The 19,820-nt window shown below is 58.7% G+C and carries 17 protein-coding genes and 1 tRNA gene; 8 read left to right on the forward strand and 10 right to left on the reverse strand.

Annotation, left to right across the window (positions count from 1 at the left end; genetic code table 11):
• Positions 1-92: 92 nt before the first annotated feature.
• Together ACN0TS_RS02460 and rlmB are read right to left on the reverse strand one after the other, a co-directional pair.
• Entirely contained in the window at positions 93-551 is a 459-nt protein-coding gene (locus ACN0TS_RS02460; protein ID WP_417257722.1) for a CoA-binding protein, read from the reverse strand.
• A gap of 239 nt (positions 552-790) precedes the next feature.
• Positions 791-1,570, reverse strand: coding sequence for a 23S rRNA (guanosine(2251)-2'-O)-methyltransferase RlmB (rlmB, locus tag ACN0TS_RS02465; protein WP_417257723.1), 780 nt, complete (start codon positions 1,568-1,570; stop codon positions 791-793).
• A 143-nt stretch (positions 1,571-1,713) separates the two neighbouring features.
• Between rlmB and ACN0TS_RS02470 the strand changes: the two genes are divergently transcribed.
• Positions 1,714-1,797 (forward strand) — tRNA-Tyr (locus tag ACN0TS_RS02470).
• Between the two features lie 81 nt (positions 1,798-1,878).
• Here the strand turns inward: ACN0TS_RS02470 and ACN0TS_RS02475 are convergent.
• Positions 1,879-2,316, reverse strand: coding sequence for a hypothetical protein (locus ACN0TS_RS02475; protein WP_417257724.1), 438 nt, complete (start codon positions 2,314-2,316; stop codon positions 1,879-1,881).
• A gap of 109 nt (positions 2,317-2,425) precedes the next feature.
• On the opposite strand from ACN0TS_RS02475, the gene ACN0TS_RS02480 reads away from it, so the two are divergent.
• From ACN0TS_RS02480 to ACN0TS_RS02490, 3 genes are all read left to right on the forward strand, one after another.
• Positions 2,426-3,430 (forward strand): hypothetical protein, encoded by a 1,005-nt coding sequence (locus tag ACN0TS_RS02480; RefSeq protein ID WP_417257725.1) that lies wholly within the window; start codon positions 2,426-2,428, stop codon positions 3,428-3,430.
• Positions 3,431-3,564: 134 nt separating this feature from the next.
• The gene (locus tag ACN0TS_RS02485) at positions 3,565-6,834 is read left to right on the forward strand and encodes a hypothetical protein (protein WP_417257726.1); all 3,270 of its coding nucleotides are present in this window, start codon (positions 3,565-3,567) and stop codon (positions 6,832-6,834) included.
• A 159-nt stretch (positions 6,835-6,993) separates the two neighbouring features.
• Positions 6,994-8,883, forward strand: a complete 1,890-nt coding sequence (locus tag ACN0TS_RS02490; protein WP_417257727.1) for a monovalent cation:proton antiporter-2 (CPA2) family protein — start codon at positions 6,994-6,996, stop codon at positions 8,881-8,883.
• 38 nt (positions 8,884-8,921) lie between these two features.
• On the opposite strand, the gene cobT is transcribed toward ACN0TS_RS02490, so the two are convergent.
• Entirely contained in the window at positions 8,922-9,938 is a 1,017-nt protein-coding gene (gene cobT / locus ACN0TS_RS02495) for a nicotinate-nucleotide--dimethylbenzimidazole phosphoribosyltransferase (RefSeq protein WP_417257728.1), read from the reverse strand.
• 53 nt (positions 9,939-9,991) lie between these two features.
• Between cobT and cobS the strand changes: the two genes are divergently transcribed.
• On the forward strand, positions 9,992-10,762 hold the full coding sequence (gene cobS / locus ACN0TS_RS02500; RefSeq protein WP_417257729.1) for an adenosylcobinamide-GDP ribazoletransferase: 771 nt from the start codon (positions 9,992-9,994) through the stop codon (positions 10,760-10,762).
• 74 nt (positions 10,763-10,836) lie between these two features.
• On the opposite strand, the gene ACN0TS_RS02505 is transcribed toward cobS, so the two are convergent.
• From ACN0TS_RS02505 to ACN0TS_RS02525, 5 genes are all read right to left on the reverse strand, one after another.
• On the reverse strand, positions 10,837-11,361 hold the full coding sequence (locus ACN0TS_RS02505; RefSeq protein WP_417257730.1) for a CarD family transcriptional regulator: 525 nt from the start codon (positions 11,359-11,361) through the stop codon (positions 10,837-10,839).
• 344 nt (positions 11,362-11,705) lie between these two features.
• On the reverse strand, positions 11,706-12,047 hold the full coding sequence (gene fdxA, locus ACN0TS_RS02510; protein ID WP_417257731.1) for a ferredoxin FdxA: 342 nt from the start codon (positions 12,045-12,047) through the stop codon (positions 11,706-11,708).
• A gap of 53 nt (positions 12,048-12,100) precedes the next feature.
• Positions 12,101-12,484, reverse strand: coding sequence for an RNA-binding S4 domain-containing protein (locus tag ACN0TS_RS02515; protein ID WP_417257732.1), 384 nt, complete (start codon positions 12,482-12,484; stop codon positions 12,101-12,103).
• A gap of 7 nt (positions 12,485-12,491) precedes the next feature.
• Positions 12,492-15,347 carry a helicase-related protein gene (locus ACN0TS_RS02520; RefSeq protein ID WP_417257733.1) on the reverse strand — a complete coding sequence of 952 codons (2,856 nt, stop codon included), beginning with the start codon at positions 15,345-15,347 and terminating at the stop codon, positions 12,492-12,494.
• 53 nt (positions 15,348-15,400) lie between these two features.
• Complete coding sequence (locus ACN0TS_RS02525) at positions 15,401-15,970, reverse strand: tetratricopeptide repeat protein (RefSeq protein WP_417257734.1); 570 nt, start codon at positions 15,968-15,970, stop codon at positions 15,401-15,403.
• 81 nt (positions 15,971-16,051) lie between these two features.
• On the opposite strand from ACN0TS_RS02525, the gene ACN0TS_RS02530 reads away from it, so the two are divergent.
• The 3 genes from ACN0TS_RS02530 to ACN0TS_RS02540 all read left to right on the forward strand — a co-directional run bounded on the left by ACN0TS_RS02530 (position 16,052) and on the right by ACN0TS_RS02540 (position 19,298).
• The gene (locus tag ACN0TS_RS02530) at positions 16,052-16,342 is read left to right on the forward strand and encodes an SCP2 sterol-binding domain-containing protein (protein WP_417257735.1); all 291 of its coding nucleotides are present in this window, start codon (positions 16,052-16,054) and stop codon (positions 16,340-16,342) included.
• A gap of 121 nt (positions 16,343-16,463) precedes the next feature.
• Entirely contained in the window at positions 16,464-17,411 is a 948-nt protein-coding gene (locus tag ACN0TS_RS02535) for an alpha/beta fold hydrolase (protein ID WP_417257736.1), read from the forward strand.
• 63 nt (positions 17,412-17,474) lie between these two features.
• Entirely contained in the window at positions 17,475-19,298 is a 1,824-nt protein-coding gene (locus ACN0TS_RS02540) for a M3 family oligoendopeptidase (protein ID WP_417257737.1), read from the forward strand.
• 162 nt (positions 19,299-19,460) lie between these two features.
• On the opposite strand, the gene ACN0TS_RS02545 is transcribed toward ACN0TS_RS02540, so the two are convergent.
• Positions 19,461-19,781: a DUF4389 domain-containing protein gene (locus ACN0TS_RS02545; protein WP_417257738.1), complete on the reverse strand. Its 321-nt coding sequence runs from the start codon at positions 19,779-19,781 to the stop codon at positions 19,461-19,463.
• Positions 19,782-19,820 lie beyond the last annotated feature (39 nt).

Genomic DNA, 19,820 nt, shown 5'->3' on the forward strand with positions numbered 1-19,820 from the left:
GGCACACTAAGTAACTTGAGGGTGCGGCCAAACGGGGAGCGTAGTCCACACGCGCTCGGCACATTACGGTTGGGCTGGTGCTCGTCTCACGTCTACGACAAGCCGCTCTCGCCAACGGGAGCGAGGCCAAGGCGAGCAATCTCGATTTTCGGGCAACGGTCCATCACCACATCTGCCCCTTGAGCCGTAGCCAAGGCGGCCGCACTGGCATTGATGACGCCGAGCTGCATCCAGACGGTTTTCAGCCCTTTGAGCCGCAACAGCGCCTCTTCGACCACCTCCAACACCGCTTCGGAACGACGGAAGATGTCCACCATGTCCACAGGCTCATCTATCTCGGCAAGCGAGGCCACGCATGTTTGGCCGAACAAGATCTTCCCCGCCTGCCCCGGGTTGACGGGAATCACCTTATAGCCCTGCGCGGCGAGGAAATTCCCCACCTCGTTCGAGGGGCGCGCAGGATTGGCGGATGCGCCGACAAGCGCGATCACGCGGGTCTCTGTGAGGATTTTGGCGATTTGTGCATCGCTTGGCTGATGAAGTATGCTCATATCTCTAAGATAGCGCGTTTTTTAAAAGAAAAAAGCCCGAGCGCGAGGCTCGGGCGTAAGTGTTGGAACGAGGGACAGTGAGAACAACGCGCGGGTTCCAAATGCGCGTCTCGTGAATAGAGGTAGGGGTCATTTCCCTATAGAAAAGGGCAAATCGCGCTTTCGTGATCACAGATGCGCTTTGCGTGATGCGGCTCTAAGCCGCAGGACACCCCTGTCCGAACTGTCGCACGTTCTCCCTACCGCTTTGACGCAGCATAAAGGGCAATGGCCGTCGCGTTGGACACATTGAGCGAGCCAAAGCCACGGGCAAACGGGATTTTCACCAGTTTATCCACGGTCTCTTTGGTTTTCTCCCGCAAACCCGGCCCCTCGGCCCCCATGACAAGCGCCACGGCACGGCCAGAGGCTTCGCTAAGAGCGTCATCCAATTCGACCTCCGCCTCGCCATCAAGGCCAAGAACCACAAACCCCATTTCCTGAAGCTGTAAAATCGTGTCCGACAGGTTGCGCACGCGCAAATAGGGCTGACGCTCCAACGCGCCTGAGGCTGTCTTGGCCAAGGCCCCCGTTTCGGGCGCGGAATTGCGGGCGGTGGCGATCACCGCTTCGGCGCCGAACACTTCGGCCGAGCGCAGCACGGCGCCAACATTATGCGGATCAGTCACACGGTCGAGCAGAACCACGGTTGGCGCGCCCTCGCCCGCGGCAAGGCACACCTCGGTCAGTGAGCCCCATTTGAGCGGTTTGACCTCTAAAGCGGCCCCTTGGTGGACGGACTGCGGATCAATCGGCACGTTGAACTTGCGCGGATCGGTCATTTCGGGCTCGATTCCCGCAAAGGCCACGTCCTCTTCGAGCTTGTTGAAGGCGTTGAGCGTCAGCACAAGCCGCAGTTTCTCGCGGGCAGGATTGCGCAGCGCATCACGCACCGCATGCAAGCCAAACAGCCACACCGTTTCATTGGCGGCCCTACGCTTGCCCTGTTCCTTTTCAACGACCCACTTTGGCTTTTTCATATCTCATCTTTCGCTTTTTGCCCCGACTTGGGCGTCCTGCCCTTCCATGCCGCGCACAATGTCCAAGCACAAGCCATTTTCCTGTTGACGCCCCAAACGCAGAACGGTATCCCCCGCCCACCAACGGATTGAAACATCCGAGTGGGCGACGGGCTGCAAGGTGCGGCAGCGGACTGTAACTCCGCCGGGGAGACCCACGCCTGGTTCGATTCCAGGGTCGCCCACCATTTTTCCCTCTAGGGAAAGTTGGTGGACTTCACAGACAGAAATGACGGCAATCTCCCCTTTGTGCTTGCGCAATGGCGCGGTTACTGGATTTGAACAGCCGCCCGTTCATAATGCACGCTGTCTTCCACGCCATCGTCGTAAATGACCCGCACATCAACCGTCTCGATCGAATTGGGCTCAAAGGCAACCAGCAGGCTTTCGAGCGTATCGCCCTTAAGAGCGTTTGGTGTGGACTCATCCTCGTAGCACGGCTCGGGCATGAACTCCGCCTCGGCCCCGCCATTCACCGTGTAAAAAATCTGCGACACACCGCAGCGCCATGCCAAAAGGTTGGTGAAGTAGAGCAAATCCTTGCCCTCATAATTGCGCACCGCAATCCATTGCGGCTTTGTGACCTCTAAAATGGGGCGCACCTCGGCTGCGGTCGTGAAATTTTCCGCTGCAACAGGGGACGCAAACGGCAGCGCCATAGGCACGGCCAGAAGAAGGGCTGCACCTGTAAATTTAATTTTGCTCATAGTGGTCTCCATCTTTGCATTTGTGATGAAATGATCTGTCGACGCAGCCGCTCTCATTCGTTACCTTGTAAAAAAATCAAATGTTTCCAAGAGCCGCGCAGTGGTCCGTATGTCGAGTAAGCCAGAAAACAAGAATTCGTTCAATGTTGTCGTGATCGGACAAAACGGACGCCTGATGTATGAGGCACTCCTATTCGCCTCCTCCCTGCGCCAAAATGACCCTGATTTCAAAGGCCGCATTTTCGTGGCCGAGCCACAGCCCAACGCCCTTTGGCACAACGACCCACGGATGCGTCAGCCCGAATTGCTCCAAGCGTTCAAACGGCTTGGCGTCGAGATCCTGCCGTTCGAAAGCAAGCATTTCGGCCAGTCCTATCCCTATGGCAACAAGATCGAAGCGCTGCTTGCCCTACCTGAGGGCGAGCCGTTTGTGTTCTTTGATACCGACACCTTGATCACGGGCAAACTGTCCGAAGTGCCGTTCGACTTTGACCGCCCCACCGCCTCGCTCAAGGTGGAGGCTACGTGGCCAAAGCTTGAGATATACGGCCCCGGCTACAGTGAAATCTGGAAATCGCTCTATGACAAGTTCGGATTGGATTTTGAAAGCTCTCTCGATCTGAGCCAACCCGATGAATACTGGCGTCGCTACCTCTATTTCAACGCGGGGTTCTTTTTCTACAAATGCCCACGCGCCTTTGGTCAACGGTTTCTCGACTACGCGTTGGAAATCCGCGACAACGCTCCACGGGCCTGCGAGTTACAGGTGTTCGATCCGTGGCTCGACCAAGTGGCGCTTCCGCTTGTCATCCATTCCTTTGGCGGCGGGCGCAATACGCTGCCTGCCGATACGCTCGACGGCGCGGTCTCCTGCCATTATCGCACCTTCCCGCTGCTGTTCGCGCGTGAGAGCGATCATGTGGTCGACGTGCTAAAGGCCGCAGCCGCGCCGAACTGGATCAAAAAAGTACTCAAAGACTACGAGCCAATGAAGCGGATGGTGTTCCAAAACAAGGGCGCCAAAGTGCGCGCCATGTTCGACCGCAACGACCTTCCGCGCAAGGAGCAAAAAATCCGCAACCAGATCAAGAAGGCAAATCTTTGGATGCGGTAAGAGCCCCCCTATGAGCGAAGTCCTGCGGTCGCGCTATGCGTGATCGTCTTGGCCTTTGCATTGGGGTAAAGACAGGCTAGATTTATCTGGTCAAGACGATTTACGACCTTAAGGAACGGCGGCAAAGCACCGAAATGAAACCGAATTTTGCTCTCAACTTGAGCCATGACGGCATTGTGCTGCTCCATCGCGGTCCCAACGGGTGGTACACGATGGGTGAGGTCGCGCTTGACGATCCCGATATGGGCGGCGCTCTAGACCGTTTGCGCGCCCTTGCCACCGCCATCTCGCCGACGGGATTGACCACAAAACTGGTGATCCCCAACTCTCAAATCCTCTACCGCGCGATCCCCGATCCTGTGGTTCCAAACGGGGCAACCAAGGACGCCGACCGCATTCGTGCCATCCGGACGTCCCTTGACGGTGCCACCCCCTATGCGCTCGACGAATTGGTGTGGGACTGGCGTCTCGTGCAGGGCACACTCCAAATCGCCGTGGTCGCCCGTGATACACTGGCCGAGGCAGAGGCCTTTGCCACCGAATACAGATTCAATCCGATTTCTTTTGTCGCGATCCCCGAGACATCGGCGTTCCAAGGGGAGCCATTTTTCGGACGAGCAACCAGCGCGGACGAGTTGATCGGCGCGACGGTCGATATAGAGCCGGATCTCGACGCAATCGTCATTCGCTCCGCCCCACCGCCGACTGCGCCCAAGCCTGACACGCCTGCGCAGCAAGCTGACCCGACACCAGACGCATCGCCCACGGTGCCGGATGCAGAAAGTGACGCGGCCAAAACGGAGCCGACACCGCCCGAAGATGCCGCGCCAGAGCCCGAGGCAAAAGAAGCGTCTGAGCCGAAGCCCGCCGAGGCTCCTGTTTCCGAAGACCCAGCACCCGAAGCAGTAACCGACGACAAAAGCGCCACGGATATAACCGATGACGCGGCTCCGAAGAGCGAGTCTGAAACGGCGACAGGCGATGACACGGCGGACAGCGAGGCTGAACAACCCACCGCAGACGTCGCTGCCCCCAAGCCGACAGATGAGGCCAAGGCGTCCGATAGCGACGACACCGCGCCGCCGCTGTCCGCCTTCCGCACGCATCGCCCCGCATCAACAGAAGATAGCGGCGACAAGGACAATACTCAGGACCGCATTCGCGAACAGGCCTCCCGCTTGTTTGCTCCTCTCTCGAAGTCATCCAAAACCGATGCGGACCAGACAGCCCCACATGAAGGGACCGCCAAAGGGTTGCGCCCCGAGCAGGAGCAAACCCATGTCGCTGTGACCGACCCGACATTGCCGAAGCTCGACCTCACAGAGCCGTTACAAGCAAAGCCCAAACCCGCGCCGAAGGTCGACCGAAGCGGCCCTCTGCCCGAGCCCAAACCCATGCCCGTCCCATCGCGTGGCGTGACAAAGGTGAGCGCAGCCCCACCCGTTCCAAACGGCCCCACCCCGACCCTATCGGTGGCTTCGGACAAACTGCGCAGCCAACAAGAGGCGCAAACATCCGCCTCGACCGAGACCTCCAAAACGGCGACGGCCAAACCCGCAGTCCCCAATGGCGCGGTTCCGCCTGTTGCGCCCTCGAAAACGCCATCTTCAACGGTGACGTCCGTGCCAAACGGCGCTTTGGCCACGGACGAGCCGTCCATCGCGGATATATCTGATGTTGTGCAGATTGATACGGTAGAGGAACGCGAGACACAGACAGGTCCATCGCGCACGGCGGGCCTCGCATCGGGCGTGACCCGTGGTGCACGCGCCGCAGCCGCCTCCGCCGCGACAGGGGCAGGTGCAGCCTTCGCCGCCCTGCGCAGCCGCCGGAAATCTGCACGAGACGCGCGCAAGGACAAGGCTCTCGAAAAAGCCCGCCTAAAGGATGAGAAAAACGCGCCCCCTCTAACGGCCGCGCCCACCGAAACCATCGCACCAACGCCCGTTGAGGCGACCGAGAGCGAGATAACGGTCACGCCCCCTGCGGCCGCACCGCTGCTTCCCGTCCAAGGGGCCACAACCGATGAAGAGGCGCTCACCGTGTTTGGTGCACGGCGGCGCGACAATGCCAAACGAGGCAAGCCGCGCTTTATGGGATTGATCCTCACCCTGCTGTTGCTTGCCCTTCTCGGCGTTGTCTACATCTGGGCGAGCTTTCTCCCCGATGAGACAGGCGAGGTGCAAACCGGCGCGCTTGAGGAGGCCACATCTCAAACGCAGCCACAGATCGACACTCCGACTACGATCGTCGCGGAGGAAACCCTCGACAGCTCCGCCGCGTCGACATCCACCGACCAAGACGTCGATTTAGCCGATGAAATCGAGAGCGACATCGCGGATGCTGCGGTGCCCGAACTTGCACAGAGCGCCTTGCCCGAAAGTCTCGCAGTGGATGCGCCCCGTCTGAGCCTCAAAGAGGTTCAGGACCACTACGCCACGACAGGCGTTTGGGTCGCTGCCCCACAGGAGGGAACGGCCAAGGATACCGATCAGATCGACGATCTCTACATCGCGTCCATCGACCCCCGTATCCAGTCCCAAGACGCCGTGGCGTTGCCTGATGTGCGCGCCCATACCGCCGAAGACCTGCCGCGACCTATGCTGCCGCCTGTGCCTTTGGGCACCACCTTTGACCTCGACGAGCGCGGCCTTGTGCGGGCAACCCCCGAGGGCGCACTCAGCCCAGAAGGCGTGTTGGTCTTTGCCGGACGCCCCTCTGTTGTCACCGCACCCCGCCCCACACGCGCCGCGACGCCTCCGGCCGTGGTCGATGAGAACTCCCCTGCCCAGCTGGCGCTCAAGGCCTTTGTGCCACAACCGCGCCCGGAAAAGCTGATCGAGAATAACGAGCGGGCCAATCTCGGCGGCATTACCCGTGCGCAACTGGCCGCGTTCCGCCCTGAACCGCGCCCCGCCTCGCCTCAACAAGAGGCGCAGGAGAATGCCGAGGCTCTTGGCGCACCTGCACCAGCTGCAACGGCACCGCGTGTGGCCACTTCGCTGGTCCCCCGCGCCCGCCCTGCGAATTTCGAAAAGCTCGCCGCTGCCGCCCGCGCAGCCGAAGCGGCCGCCGCTCTGGCCGCCGAGAAGAACACCACCACCAATTCCAGCGCCACGCGCGTAACCGCAAAAGTGCCCGCCACCACGGTGCCGCGCAACGCGCCGATCACCGTGGCCAATGCCGCGACAGTCAAAAATCAAATCAACCTGCGCAAGCTCAACCTCATGGGGGTCTACGGGTCTTCATCAGATCGCCGCGCTCTGTTGCGTCTGCCATCAGGACGGTTTGCCAAGGTCAAGGTCGGCGATAAAGTCAGTGGCGGACAGATAAAATCCATCGGCTCCGACACGCTCACTTACGTCAAGAACGGACGCACGACGACCCTCAAGGTGGGCGGCTAAAAACGCCCGTTGAACCGTCTGACTTCTTTGCATGACACTTGTTGTTTACGCAATCTACCATAACATACCGTCTCGGAGCACCGCTCGTGGTCCTGTCAGTCCTGACACGACACGATACGCCCCGACCAACACACATATCACTACGGAGACCCATCCCGAATGAACGGCTTTCTGGTTCAGGCCACAATCTACCTCGCTGCCATCGTCATTGCCGTTCCGATAGCGCGAAGGCTTGGGCTTGGGTCCGTTCTTGGGTATCTGATCGCGGGTATTGTGATTGGGCCGGTCTTTGGGCTTGTCGGCCATTCTGAAAGCGAAGACCTCATGCATGTCGCCGAGTTTGGCGTTGTGATGATGTTATTCCTGATCGGTCTCGAACTGGCCCCCCGTGCCTTGTGGGACATGCGGCATAAATTGATCGGTATGGGCGGCTTGCAGATTGCGCTGACAACAGCCGTTATCACATGGGCCGCGATATGGTTCGGGCAGCCGTGGCAAACGGCCTTGGCCCTCGGCATGATCATGTCGCTGTCCTCAACTGCTGTGGTTCTGCAAACCCTGTCAGAGAAAGACCTGATGCGCACAAGTGGCGGGCGCTCAGCCTTTTCCGTTCTTCTGACGCAGGACATCGCGGTAATCCCGATGCTCGCCGCCTTGCCGCTTCTGGCCGTCGGATCAGGCGTTTCGCTCAATCCTGATGGATCAATCGCGCGGGCCTCTGACGCTCTTGGTCACGCCGAAAATCTCTCCCTGATCGAGGGTCTGCCCGCATGGGGCGTGACCCTTGCCACCTTGGGCGCTGTGGCTGCCATCGTTCTTGTCGGTGTCTTTTTGACCCGACCCGTATTCCGCTTTGTCCATGCCGCCAACATGCGCGAAATCTATACGGCTATCGCGCTGCTGATGGTTTTGGGGATCGCACTGTTGATGAATGCCGTTGGCCTGTCGCCTGCTCTTGGCACCTTCCTTGCGGGCGTGGTTCTGGCCAACTCCGAATTTCGCCATGAGTTGGAAAGCTCCATAGAGCCATTCAAAGGATTGCTCCTCGGGCTGTTTTTTATCGCCGTGGGCGCAGGTATCAACTTTACCGTCCTGTTCCGCGATCCCGTTCTAATCGTCGGCCTGACCATCATCCTGATGATCACCAAGGGGCTACTTCTCTACGGCATCGGACGCCTGTTTTCGCTACGCAAACGCGGGCAATGGCTGTTCGCGCTCTCGCTCGCTCAGGCGGGTGAGTTTGGCATGGTGCTCACCACATTCAGCTTGCAGCAAGGCGTGCTGTCGATCTGGCTCGGCCAACGTGTCATGTTGGTTATCGCCCTCTCGCTCGTGTTCACACCGCTGTTCTTTATCTTGCACGATTACCTGCGCCGCAAACTCACGGAACGTGGCGAGGGCGCGGAGACCACCGACGAAATCGACGATCAACAAGCCATCATCATTGCGGGCATCGGGCGCTTTGGCCAAGTAGTCAACCGGTTGGTGCAGGCCTCAGGCTTTAAAACCGTGGTCCTCGACAACGATCTCAAGACCATTCAGGTGATGCGCAAATTTGGCTACAAGGGGTTCTTTGGAGACCCCACCCGTCCCGAATTGCTTCATGCCGCAGGAATTGATGATGCGAAGGTTCTGGTTGTCGGGCTTGATGATCCCGCCGCCGCCACGCGCCTTGTGACCTATGCCCGCCAACACAACCCCGACATTTTCATCATCGTGCGCGCCCGCGACCGCATTCATGTCTATGAACTGTTCAATGCAGGGGCGGACAAAATTGTGCGTGAAATGTTCGACAGTTCGCTGCGTGCAGGGCGCTATGTCTTGGAGGAAATGGGCTTTAGCGAGTACGACGCCGCAATGACCGAGCAAGCCTATTTCCAACACGACCGCGAGGCGTTGCGCGATCTGGCCGAGCTTTGGGACCCCAACGTGCCACTGACGGAAAACCTCGCCTATGTGGAGCGTTCACGCACCCTCGACAAAGCGCTTGAAGCAAGTCTCATGGCGCAACTCGAAACACGCCATAAAAACGACGAGGCGGCCGAATAGGCCGCCCCGCTTTATCGTCTCATAAATGTTGGGAGGGCTTAGCCCTCTGTAGCGCCTGCCGCGACGCCGGCCTCGGCAAAAGTCGCCATGCCTGACAGGCATTCAACCGCCGCCCGCACGAGCGGAATGACAAGCGCCGCGCCCGATCCCTCGCCCAAGCGCAGACCAAGCGAGACGAGCGGCTCTTTTCCAAGAGCCTCTAACAACCGTGCGTGCGCAGCCTCATCAGATTGATGTCCCGCGATGCAGTGATCCAAGGCCCCCGCTTGGGTTTTCTCCAACGTGGCCGCAGCCGCCGAGCAAATGAACCCGTCGAGAATCACCGGAATACGCAAAGACCGTGCTCGCGCAATCGCCCCCGCCATCGCCGCCACTTCGCGTCCGCCGAGCGCGGCCAGAATGCCGAGCGCATCCTTGCCCGCGTGGAGCGCAACACCCGCCCGCACAACGTCCTCTTTGATCTGAAGGCCTGCGTCGGTCACTCCCGTGCCACGTCCGACCCAATCCGCAGCCGCGCCGCCAAAGAGAGCGTTGCCGATCGCCGCAGCTGATGTGGTGTTGCCGATCCCCATCTCGCCCACGACCAGCAGATCGGCCTGCGGATCGACTGCATCCCATCCCGTTTTAAGGGCAGCAACGCAATCGACTTCATCCATTGCCGCTGTCTCTGTGAAATCTGCTGTCGGGCGGTCCAGATCAATCGCATGGACAGACATCGCCGCACCCGCGTTGCGCGACAACTGGTTGATCGCCGCTCCGCCATGTTCGAAATTGGCAACCATTTGTACGGTCACTTCGGGCGGAAAGGCCGACACGCCTTTGGCGGTGATCCCGTGGTTGCCCGCAAACACAATCACCTGCGGGGCCGCCAGTTTTGGCCGCGCATCACCGCGCCATGCCGCATACCAAATGGCAATCTCCTCAAGCCGCCCCAAAGAGCCCGCAGGCTTGGTCAATTGCGCATTGCGCGCCTCGGCGCCCTCGCGCGCGGCCATATCGGGCTGTGGGGCTTGAGCCAGAAGTGTTGCAAATTCGGATAGGGTGGAAAAAGACACGTGATATGCTCCCTCATTGTCATTCTTTGGCTGCTTGTCTAACTCTAGTCACCATGACTGAACAGGAAAAACCCGCCGCATTTCGCCCGCATGGGCATGATATCGCTACCACGCTGGCGCTGCTGACGCGGCTGCCTGTGAGGGCCAAATTCAACCGTACAGCACAGGCCGTCTGGGCCTTCCCGCTCGCAGGGCTCGCCGTCGCAGTTATCGCAGGGGCCGTGGCTACAATCGCGATCTGGCTATCCCTTGGCGCGTCCCTCACCGCCGCCTTTGCTATCGCTACAGGCGTGATCGTTACAGGCGCGATGCACGAGGACGGGTTGGCCGATAGCGCGGACGGATTGTGGGGCGGATGGGAAAAAGAACGCCGCCTTGAGATCATGCACGACAGCCGTATCGGCACCTATGGCGTCTTGGCTCTGATCCTCGCAATGCTGATCCGATTCTCCGCCTTATCGACCGTGGCCCATGCGGGCGTGATCGTTTCCGCCCTGCTCGCCGCGGCAATGCTGTCACGGGCGGTGATTCCCTTTACCATGACACTCCTGCCCCATGCCCGCACCGACGGGCTATCGGTGCAAACAGGGCGCCCACCGCGCCGTGCGGCTGTTCTCGCCGCGATCATTGCTTTGGTGCTGTCATGGATAGTGGTCGGATTTGTGCCGACAGTTCTGGCCGCCTCCTCCTGTGTCGCGACGGGCACGATTGTCGGTGCTGTGGCAAAGGCCAAGATCGGCGGACAAACGGGCGACATCCTTGGCGCGACGCAACTGCTGTGCGAATTGGCCGCCCTCGTCACCTTTGCTGCGCTGACCACCTAGAAACACAGACCCATAAAGAAACCGCCGCAAGGTCTCCCTCACGGCGGCATCCAAACTGTGATCCGTCAGACCGCTTACGCGGCTGCGGGTGGTGGGGCGCGGCTGATCAACACATCGTTGATCTGCTTTTGCGCATCCATCTCTTCGTCACCGGAAACAGCCGCAACTTCGCGGGTCAACCGGTCAAGAGCCGCTTCATAAAGCTGACGCTCGGAATAGGATTGCTCACGCTGATCGTCCGCACGGTGCAGGTCGCGCACGACCTCTGCGATGGCAATCAGATCACCGGAGTTAATCTTTTGCTCATACTCCTGCGCACGACGCGACCACATCGCGCGTTTGACTTTGGCCTTACCCTTGAGGGTTTTCATGGCTTGGTTCACCACATCAGGCGACGAGAGCGAGCGCATGCCCACTTCGATAGCCTTATTGGTCGGAACGCGCAGAGTCATCTTGTCCTTCTCGAACGAGATGACAAACAGTTCCAGGTTCATACCCGCAATTTCCTGCTCTTCGATCGAAACGACCTTCCCCACACCATGTGAAGGGTACACAACGAAATCGTTCGGGCTAAAATCGAGTTTCTTAGACTTGCTCATTGGCAGCTCTGTCCTTGCATAAGCTAAACGGCCCGCCTCAGTGTCACATCAGCTTTACACACATGTGCCAAACACAACCGCGAAACGATGCGGTCGCCCCTGTCATCCCCTACCCGTTTACACGGGAATTTGGCGCGAAAAACCCAAGCCCCGATCACGCTTCGCGTAAGGGGTTTGGGAATGATATGCCCTAAAGTGGTTGAGACACCATACCACAAAAATGCCCCCGAAAAAAGTGACGCGAGCGCAAATCACGGGGTATCCTAATGAAATATGGTCAAAAATGAACAAAACGCGGCGAAATCACGCCGCGTTCCTTGCCATAGTCGAGCGAGTGATTCGCCCTATTCGTCGCCTTCGCCAGGCGCTTCGGAGAAATACTTCTCCATCTTGCCAGGCTCGCCGTCCTTTTCCTCATACCCGGGCAATGGGTCTTTCTTGGACAGGATCACGGGCCACGCTTCGGAATACTTGCGGTTGAACTCAACCCACTTTTCCATATCCGGCTCGGTATCGGGACGAATGGCATCGGCGGGGCATTCGGGTTCGCATACGCCGCAGTCAATGCACTCGTCCGGATGGATCACCAGCATGTTTTCCCCCTCGTAGAAACAATCCACGGGGCACACCTCGACACAGTCGGTGTATTTACAGGCGATACAGTTTTCGATGACAACGTAGGTCATGGGTCTTTAGTCCCTCATCAATGCATGCGCCCTAGCTACCGCTGCTTTGCCAATCAATCAAGCATATCACGGCGGGAAAGAAGGCCAGTGCGACGATCTTTCTTAGTCGGACGTCCTTTTCCCTCAAATTTGGGCGATGGCGGAACGTAGTCCCGCGGATCTTTGGCCGGAGTGTTGTCGATGTAGAGCGTTTGCGCCTCTGGCGCGGGGCCACGCCGTGTGCCGAGTCCCGCAATCTCGACGACACGAATGGTGTCGCCCTGCAAAAAAGTCAGGACATCGCCCTGCCCGACCAAGGTGCTTTTCTTGAGGGTTTTGACGGTGTTGAGCCGCACATGCCCGCTTGTCACCGCCTTTGTCGCCAAGGCACGGGTTTTGAAAAAGCGGGCGAACCACAGCCACTTGTCGAGACGGATTGTCTCCCGCTTTTCCTGCATTGCGATCTTACGTTTTGTCCTTGAGGCCCATCAGCGCGGCGGCGAACGGGTTGTCGGGATCAATCGGTTTTTCCTTGCGTGGGGGACGCGCAGAGAAGTTCTGCGGCTTGGTGTCGCCCCCTTTGCCTTTCCCGCGTGCGCCCTTGCCATCGCGACGCGGGCCCCCTTTGCCTGCGGGTTTTCCGCCTTGCTTGGCTTGTCCGCGTGCGCCCTGTCCACCCTGACGACGGTTGCCGCCACGGTTTCCACCCCAAGTGAAGGTGTAGAACACCTCCATCTCGGCCTCAGCCACAGCCGCATCAGCGGCCTCACCGACGGGTGTTTCACTTTCAGCGACCTCGGCCACAGGAGCCTCGGCAGGCGTCTCGCTAGGAGCTTCAGCTTCAGGGGCTGTTTCCGCAGGAACTTCCCCGTCAGCGGGTGCCTCAACAGGTGTGGTCGCAGCCTCAGCCGCAACAACACGATCCGCCGCTTTGACCTTTGCCCGCTCGCCTTTTACAGCTTTGTAGCCCAAGCCATCCATGAGGTTGGCGAATTGCTCCAAGGTCATCCCTGTGATCGACAGCATATCGGGATTTGCTTCAAACCCGCCACGGCTATCCTCGGAGCGCAGCAAGTCTGCCAGACGTTCCAACATGTCGATCCGAATCGCGCGCTCGCCCGCCAGACGGTAGCCCGACATATCGTAATAACCCTCTGGCGCATCTTTGAGCGCGGGGATTGTCACCAAACCCGGAGGGGGGCTATCGGGGAATTCGTCGAGTTTCGCATTGAGCGCCCAGAGCAACAGACGCAAACGCGTCGGCGCGGGCTTCAAAATAGCGGGCATAAAGATCGTGAACTGACCAAAGCGCACGCCGTGTTTGCGCAACGCGCCACGGGCCTCTTGGTCCAGTTCCTTGACCTCGGCGGCCACTGCCTGACGTGGAATGACGCCAAGGTTTTCGACCAGTCGAAAAGCAAAACCGCGAGCCAGCCCCGTCAGCGTCTCGTCTTTCGACATCGCCAACAGCGGCTCGAACAGCGTTGCAATCTTGCGATCAATGAAGTGCTGCAAACGGCGTTTGACCTTTTCGGCCACATCCGCGCCTGCGGCATCATCCACGAAGGCCGTAACCTGCGGCTTGAGCGCATCATCGCCCGCCACCAGTTTGCCCACGGCATACTCGCCCCACATCAGACCACCTTGCTCGGTGAAATCCATCTCCGTGTCGGGCGCGTTATAGAAGCGGTCGGAGCGCAAATTAAATTCTGGCGCAAGAGCCGCAGTCGCGGCTTGCGTCAGTGTTTTGGCTTCATCGGGGCTAGACGCCTTATCCTGAATAAAGCGGAACCCTTCGAGACGGCCAATGAGTTCACCCTCAACCGTCACTTCACCTTTGTCGTTTACGTCGGCCACAAGGCCCTCCTTCTGCTTCAACCGCCGAAGGAGCACACTCGTCCGCCGGTCAACAAATCTCTGCGTCAATGCACCGTGTAACGCATCTGACAGTCTGTCTTCTACCGCGCGGGTTTCCTCACGCCAATGAATATTATCATCAACCCAGCCCTCGCGCTGCGCAACATATGTCCATGTGCGGATATATGCCAGTCTTTTAGAGAGGGCATCAATGTCGCCGTCCGTTCGGTTGATCCGTTTGATTTTCTGCGCAAACCAGTCATCAGGCACCCGACCGAATTCATGCAAGAACCCGAAAATCTGCTCAAGAAGCGATGTATGCTCGCCTTTGCCGATTCCGCGAAAATCCGGCACGCGACACACATCCCACATCAGACGCAAATCACGCGCGGTTTTGAGACGCGGGCGCACCGTTTGCAGCGCCGAGATGGTTTTGAACGCCATCAGGTCATCCGCTTGTGGCGCTTTGATCAGGGCCTGATCCTTGGGCGATGCCTCAAGCGAGGCGATAAGCGCCTGCACCGAGCCGAACTCAAGGCGATCATTGCGCCACAACAGCTTTTTGATCGGCGCAAAGCGATGCTCCTCAATCGCCTCGATCATCTCGGCATCAAGCGCCTCGGCCTCCCCCGTCACCCCGAATGTGCCGTCGGTCATATACCGTCCCGCGCGGCCTGCGATCTGTCCCAACTCGGTAGGCGCCAAATGGCGCATCCGCCGCCCGTCGAATTTGACAACCGACGAAAAGGCAACGTGACCCACATCCAGATTCAGCCCCATGCCGATGGCATCCGTGGCCACGAGATAATCAACGTCGCCGTTCTGATAAAGCTCCACCTGCGCGTTGCGTGTGCGCGGGCTCAGCGCGCCCATCACAACCGCCGCTCCCCCCTTTTGGCGGCGCAGCAGTTCGGCCATCGCATAGACATTATCAACAGAAAACCCCACGATTGCCGAACGAGACGGCATTCGACTTACCTTTTTCGAACCTGCGTAAGTCAATTTGGAAAATCGGTCGCGGTGCATGAATTGCGCTTTGGGAATCAGATGCTGGATCACCGACCGCATGGTATCCGCGCCCATAAACAGTGTCTCATGGGTGCCCCGCGCATTCAAAAGCCGGTCGGTAAAGATATGACCGCGCTCGGGGTCGGCGCACAGTTGGATTTCATCGACGGCGAGGAAATCCGCGCCCATCGCTGCGGGCATCGCCTCGACCGTGCAGACCCAATACTGGGCGCGCGGCGGCACGATGCGCTCCTCCCCCGTGATCAGCGCCACAACGGACGGGCCACGCGCGGCCACGATCCGGTCATAGACCTCGCGGGCCAGTAGGCGCAGCGGCAAGCCGATGACACCCGTGCGATAGCCCAACATCCGCTCAATGGCATAGTGGGTCTTACCTGTATTTGTCGGGCCTAAAACAGCGGTAATCTGACCGCCTGTGCCCAAAGCACTGCTCATTGCTCTTCGCCTTTGCGGGGATTGATATTGCGCGATGATCCGCGCCACGCGTTTTACAGGGCTGTGCCCTCAAGTTGCAATTCAAGTCGGGCAATACGATCCGAAAGCCCTTCCATGTGTGGATGTATCGAACGGATTGTATAGAGGACTTCAAGCGCCTTCGGGGCCGCATCCGTTTCTTCCAAAATAAGCGCCAAGCCCGACAGCGCGCCGAAATGACGCGGCTCAAAGGTCAACACCTTGCCGATATCATGCAACGACGGACCATAGAGCCCCGCCATGTAATAGGCCGTGGCACGTCCGTTGTAGCCTTCCGCGAAATCGGGCGCGTGGTCTATAAGCGCGGTGAAATGGTCAATGGCCGCTTTGAAATCCCCCTGAGCAAGTGCCTCTCGGCCGCGCTCCAACAGAAAATCCATTGCATCCGAACCAGAACGCGCCAGTTCCAACGCGATTTCATCTTCGATTTGAAAGGCTTCGCCCCTATTGGCCTCGGACAATCGCTCAAACAACTCATTGAGACGCGCCCCGTCCACCGCCATAGCGGGTGTGGCTGCGCAAAGAGCCGCCGAGACAAGTGCCGACGCAACGGCACGTTTGAGAATTTTGCGAAACCAGATCATAACATTTCTAACTGTAGCTTTCTGACCATCAGGGGCAATGCCTCGTCACACAAATGGTCATCACAATCGGAGGAATTCCCCATGAGCGACGTCATCACCACAGCCGTAGAAGCCCTGAACACCAAAATCGACGGCGGTTTTGCAGCAGGCACCGCGAAATTCGTCATCGAGGGCGAAGGCGCAATCGTCATCGACGGTGACGGCGCCCGCGCCGCAGACGACGACGCGGATGTCACGCTGACCGCCGATGTGGACACGTTCAAAGGAATGCTCGACGGCTCCGTCAACCCCACCGCCGCTTTCATGGGCGGTAGCCTGTCTGTCGACGGCGACATGGGCTTGGCAATGCAGCTTGGTGCCGCTCTGGCCTAAGCGCTTCGCGACGAAAACCATCTCGGCGCGGGTCATATTTTGCGCCGAGACAACATTTTTATTTTATCATCAGGTCTTATGTGCTTGAGTTCATTGTTTAGTTTTTGAAGTGAGATTTCACATGGAAAACGCGCCCTTTTTTGCCGATGTCGCTGACGGCCCCGAAACGGGGAAAGCCTATTGGCTGACAGCCTCCGACGGGGTTCGTATTCGCGCAGGCGTTTGGCCCTTGGCCAGTAGCGATGCAAAAGGCACGGTATTTATCCTTCCGGGACGGACAGAATGCGTTGAAAAATACGGGCGCGGCGCAAGCGACTTTGCCGCCCTTGGCTACGCCTCACTCGCTATCGACTGGCGCGGACAGGGGATCGCGGACCGTCTCCTGCCCAACCGCAACATCGGCCATGTGACGCAGTTTGCCGACTATCAAAAAGACCTCGACGCAGTGATCGCGATGGCAGACGCCTTGGCGCTTCCCAAGCCCTATTTCCTAATGGGACACTCGATGGGCGGCGCGATTGGATTACGCGCCCTCATGGGAGACGCCCATCCGTTCAAAGCGGCCACCTTTTCCGCACCGATGTGGGGCATTGGCCTCAATCTCCTGCAACGCGCTATGATCCGCGTGCTTGGGCCAATGTTCAGTGCGATTGGCAAATCGGGCAGAATCGCGATAGGCACCCGCGAACAACCCTACATGCTGTGGAAATCCTTCGAGGGAAACACACTCACCTCCAACCGCGAGATGTATGACTACATGGCGCGTCAGGTGACGGAATATCCCGATCTGGCCTTGGGCGGCCCCTCAGTGCATTGGGTGCAAGAATCGCTGCGCGAAAACGAAGAGGTCGCAGGGCTGCCCTCCCCCGACGTGCCTGCGCTCTGCTTTCTCGGCACGGATGAAAAGATCGTCCACACCGACGCCGTGCGCCGCCGCGTGACCCAGTGGCCACGTTGCGAATTGGTCGAGGTTGCCGGAGCGCGTCACGAGATTCCCATGGAAACACCAGAAACACGTGCGCAGTTTTATGGAAAATCTGCCGCCTTGTTCGACGCACATCGCGGCTGACCCTTTGCATCCACGCGCGCACTCCTTATGTGTCTTACTGACACGACTTTATGGAGATCGCAGATGCAATTCACCCTTCCCGAACCCGTTTTTGACGCCAACGCCACAGGTGCAAGCGATAAGGAGTTCGGCGACCTTCCCGACTGGGACCTGACCGATCTCTATCCCGCACCCGATGCGCCTGAGGTCAAACGTGATCTCGATTGGGTCGAAGAGGCCTGTGCCTCGTTTGCCGCCGACTATGAGGGCAAACTGGCCGATCTCGACGGCGCAGGCATGTTTGAGTGCATCACCCGCAACGAACGTATTTCCCAAGTGGCAGGCCGTTTGGGCTCTTTTGCAGGGCTGCTCTACTACCAAAACACCACCGATGGCGAGCGGGTCAAATTCTTCTCCGACATTCAGGACAAGCTGACCACATACACCGCGCCCTTGGTGTTTTTCTCCCTCGAAGTGAACCGTATCCCCGACGAGACGCTTGAAGCGATGTTGGCTCATGACGGTCTTGCCCGTTACCGCCCCGTGTTCGAACGGATGCGCAAAATGCGCCCCTATCAGCTCTCCGACGAATTGGAACGCTACGAGCACGACATGTCCATTGTGGGGGCCTCGGCGTGGAACAAACTGTTCGACGAGACCGTGGCCGATCTGACGTTTACAGTGAATGACGAGGACATGGGGCTAGAGGCCGTCTCCACGCTGTTGTCCGAACAAGACCGCGACACACGCGAAGCGGCCGCCCGCGAAATCGCCCGCGTTCTTGGCCTCAATATCAAGATTTTCACACGCGTTCACAACACTTTGGCCAAGATGGGCGAGATCGAGGACAAATGGCGCGGAATGCCCACACCGCAGACGGGTCGCCACCTGTCCAACGATGTGGAGCCTGAAGTGGTCGAGGCGCTGCGCAATGCCGTGGTCGCAGCCTATCCCAAGCTGTCACACCGCTATTACGAATTGAAACGCGGCTGGCTCGGTCTCGACAAGCTCCAAGTCTGGGACCGCAATGCGCCCCTGCCGATGGAAGAAAAACGCACCATCCATTGGGATGACGCCCGCAAGACGGTGATGGAGGCCTATGCAGGCTTTGATCCCAAAATGGCGGACATCGCGGAGCCGTTTTTCGACAAAGGCTGGATCGACGCGGGTGTAAAACCTGGCAAAGCGCCAGGGGCTTTTGCCCACCCAACGGTTACAGATGCCCACCCCTATGTGATGCTCAACTACCTCGGCAAACAGCGCGACGTGATGACCCTCGCCCATGAATTGGGCCACGGCGTCCATCAGGTTCTCGCCGCCGAACAGGGCGAAATGCTCTCCTCCACGCCGCTGACACTGGCCGAAACCGCCTCTGTCTTTGGTGAGATGCTGACATTCCAAAAGCTGCTCGCGGACGCCAAAACTGATGCGGAGCGCAAAATTCTGCTCGCGGGCAAGGTGGAGGACATGATCAATACCGTCGTGCGCCAAATCGCCTTCTACGATTTCGAATGCAAACTGCACGAGGCCCGCAAAGGTGGCGAATTAACCTCCGACGACATCAACGCGCTGTGGATGTCGGTGCAGGGCGAAAGCCTTGGACCTGCGTTCGAGTTCATGGACGGCTATGAGACCTTCTGGGCCTATATCCCCCACTTCGTCCACTCGCCCTTTTACGTCTATGCCTATGCCTTTGGCGATGGTCTCGTGAATGCACTCTACGCCGCTTACCAAGAGTCCCCTGAGGGGTTTCAGGACAAGTATTTCGACATGCTCAAAGCAGGCGGTTCCTTGCATCATTCCGAGCTGTTGAAACCCTTTGGCCTCGACGCCTCCGACCCGAAATTCTGGGACAAGGGCCTGTCGATGATCTCGGGCATGATCGATCAATTGGAAGCGATGGAGTGAGCACCGGTTCCCGTAAGGGATCATCGCTCCAGTGGAGCGATTGAGGTTCGAACGGGCGGAGCCCAAAGCGGTTCCCGCAAGGAATAAACCCGCCACTCAAAACACAAAGCCCCGCGTAACAGCGGGGCTTTTCTATATGCGGTCGTTAGCGAGAATGAATGCCTAGTCCAACTCGGTCCACGGCCACGGCTTTGTTTCGCTGTCGGCGGTGATGTAACGCGTTGATTTGGCGAACCAGATACCAATATCGGTGCCGAAACCCGCGATCCGCTTGTTCGGTTTCTTGCCGGACGTCAGCATCACGATACCCTGCAAAATCGCCAGAAACCCGATGATGGTCGAGGCAAAGCTCATCATAATCCAGATCAAAAACGAGAACAGGATGCGCGCGGCAAGGTTCTCTTCGACTTCGGTCACAGAGTGATCCTGCGGCGCAGCGCCCAGATCGGGCATGACGTGATCAAATTCGTTCGGGTCGGCCATAAGTGATTCCTTTAACGAGTTGGCGCAGTTTACCCGTTT

Source organism: Celeribacter sp. (genome assembly GCF_048266405.1).
Lineage (GTDB): Bacteria > Pseudomonadota > Alphaproteobacteria > Rhodobacterales > Rhodobacteraceae > Celeribacter.

What these genes read in the sequence shown, in the direction of transcription:
- fdxA (WP_417257731.1), bottom strand. Translation starts at nt 12,047, where the DNA reads ATGACCTACGTTGTCATCGAAAACTGTATCGCCTGTAAATACACCGAC.
- ACN0TS_RS02515 (WP_417257732.1), bottom strand. Translation starts at nt 12,484, where the DNA reads ATGCAGGAAAAGCGGGAGACAATCCGTCTCGACAAGTGGCTGTGGTTC.
- ACN0TS_RS02535 (WP_417257736.1), top strand. Translation starts at nt 16,464, where the DNA reads ATGGAAAACGCGCCCTTTTTTGCCGATGTCGCTGACGGCCCCGAAACG.
- ACN0TS_RS02475 (WP_417257724.1), bottom strand. Translation starts at nt 2,316, where the DNA reads ATGAGCAAAATTAAATTTACAGGTGCAGCCCTTCTTCTGGCCGTGCCT.
- cobS (WP_417257729.1), top strand. Translation starts at nt 9,992, where the DNA reads ATGACTGAACAGGAAAAACCCGCCGCATTTCGCCCGCATGGGCATGAT.
- ACN0TS_RS02545 (WP_417257738.1), bottom strand. Translation starts at nt 19,781, where the DNA reads ATGGCCGACCCGAACGAATTTGATCACGTCATGCCCGATCTGGGCGCT.
- rlmB (WP_417257723.1), bottom strand. Translation starts at nt 1,570, where the DNA reads ATGAAAAAGCCAAAGTGGGTCGTTGAAAAGGAACAGGGCAAGCGTAGG.
- ACN0TS_RS02505 (WP_417257730.1), bottom strand. Translation starts at nt 11,361, where the DNA reads ATGAGCAAGTCTAAGAAACTCGATTTTAGCCCGAACGATTTCGTTGTG.
- ACN0TS_RS02520 (WP_417257733.1), bottom strand. Translation starts at nt 15,347, where the DNA reads ATGAGCAGTGCTTTGGGCACAGGCGGTCAGATTACCGCTGTTTTAGGC.
- ACN0TS_RS02460 (WP_417257722.1), bottom strand. Translation starts at nt 551, where the DNA reads ATGAGCATACTTCATCAGCCAAGCGATGCACAAATCGCCAAAATCCTC.
- ACN0TS_RS02480 (WP_417257725.1), top strand. Translation starts at nt 2,426, where the DNA reads ATGTCGAGTAAGCCAGAAAACAAGAATTCGTTCAATGTTGTCGTGATC.
- ACN0TS_RS02530 (WP_417257735.1), top strand. Translation starts at nt 16,052, where the DNA reads ATGAGCGACGTCATCACCACAGCCGTAGAAGCCCTGAACACCAAAATC.
- ACN0TS_RS02490 (WP_417257727.1), top strand. Translation starts at nt 6,994, where the DNA reads ATGAACGGCTTTCTGGTTCAGGCCACAATCTACCTCGCTGCCATCGTC.
- ACN0TS_RS02485 (WP_417257726.1), top strand. Translation starts at nt 3,565, where the DNA reads ATGAAACCGAATTTTGCTCTCAACTTGAGCCATGACGGCATTGTGCTG.
- ACN0TS_RS02525 (WP_417257734.1), bottom strand. Translation starts at nt 15,970, where the DNA reads ATGATCTGGTTTCGCAAAATTCTCAAACGTGCCGTTGCGTCGGCACTT.
- ACN0TS_RS02540 (WP_417257737.1), top strand. Translation starts at nt 17,475, where the DNA reads ATGCAATTCACCCTTCCCGAACCCGTTTTTGACGCCAACGCCACAGGT.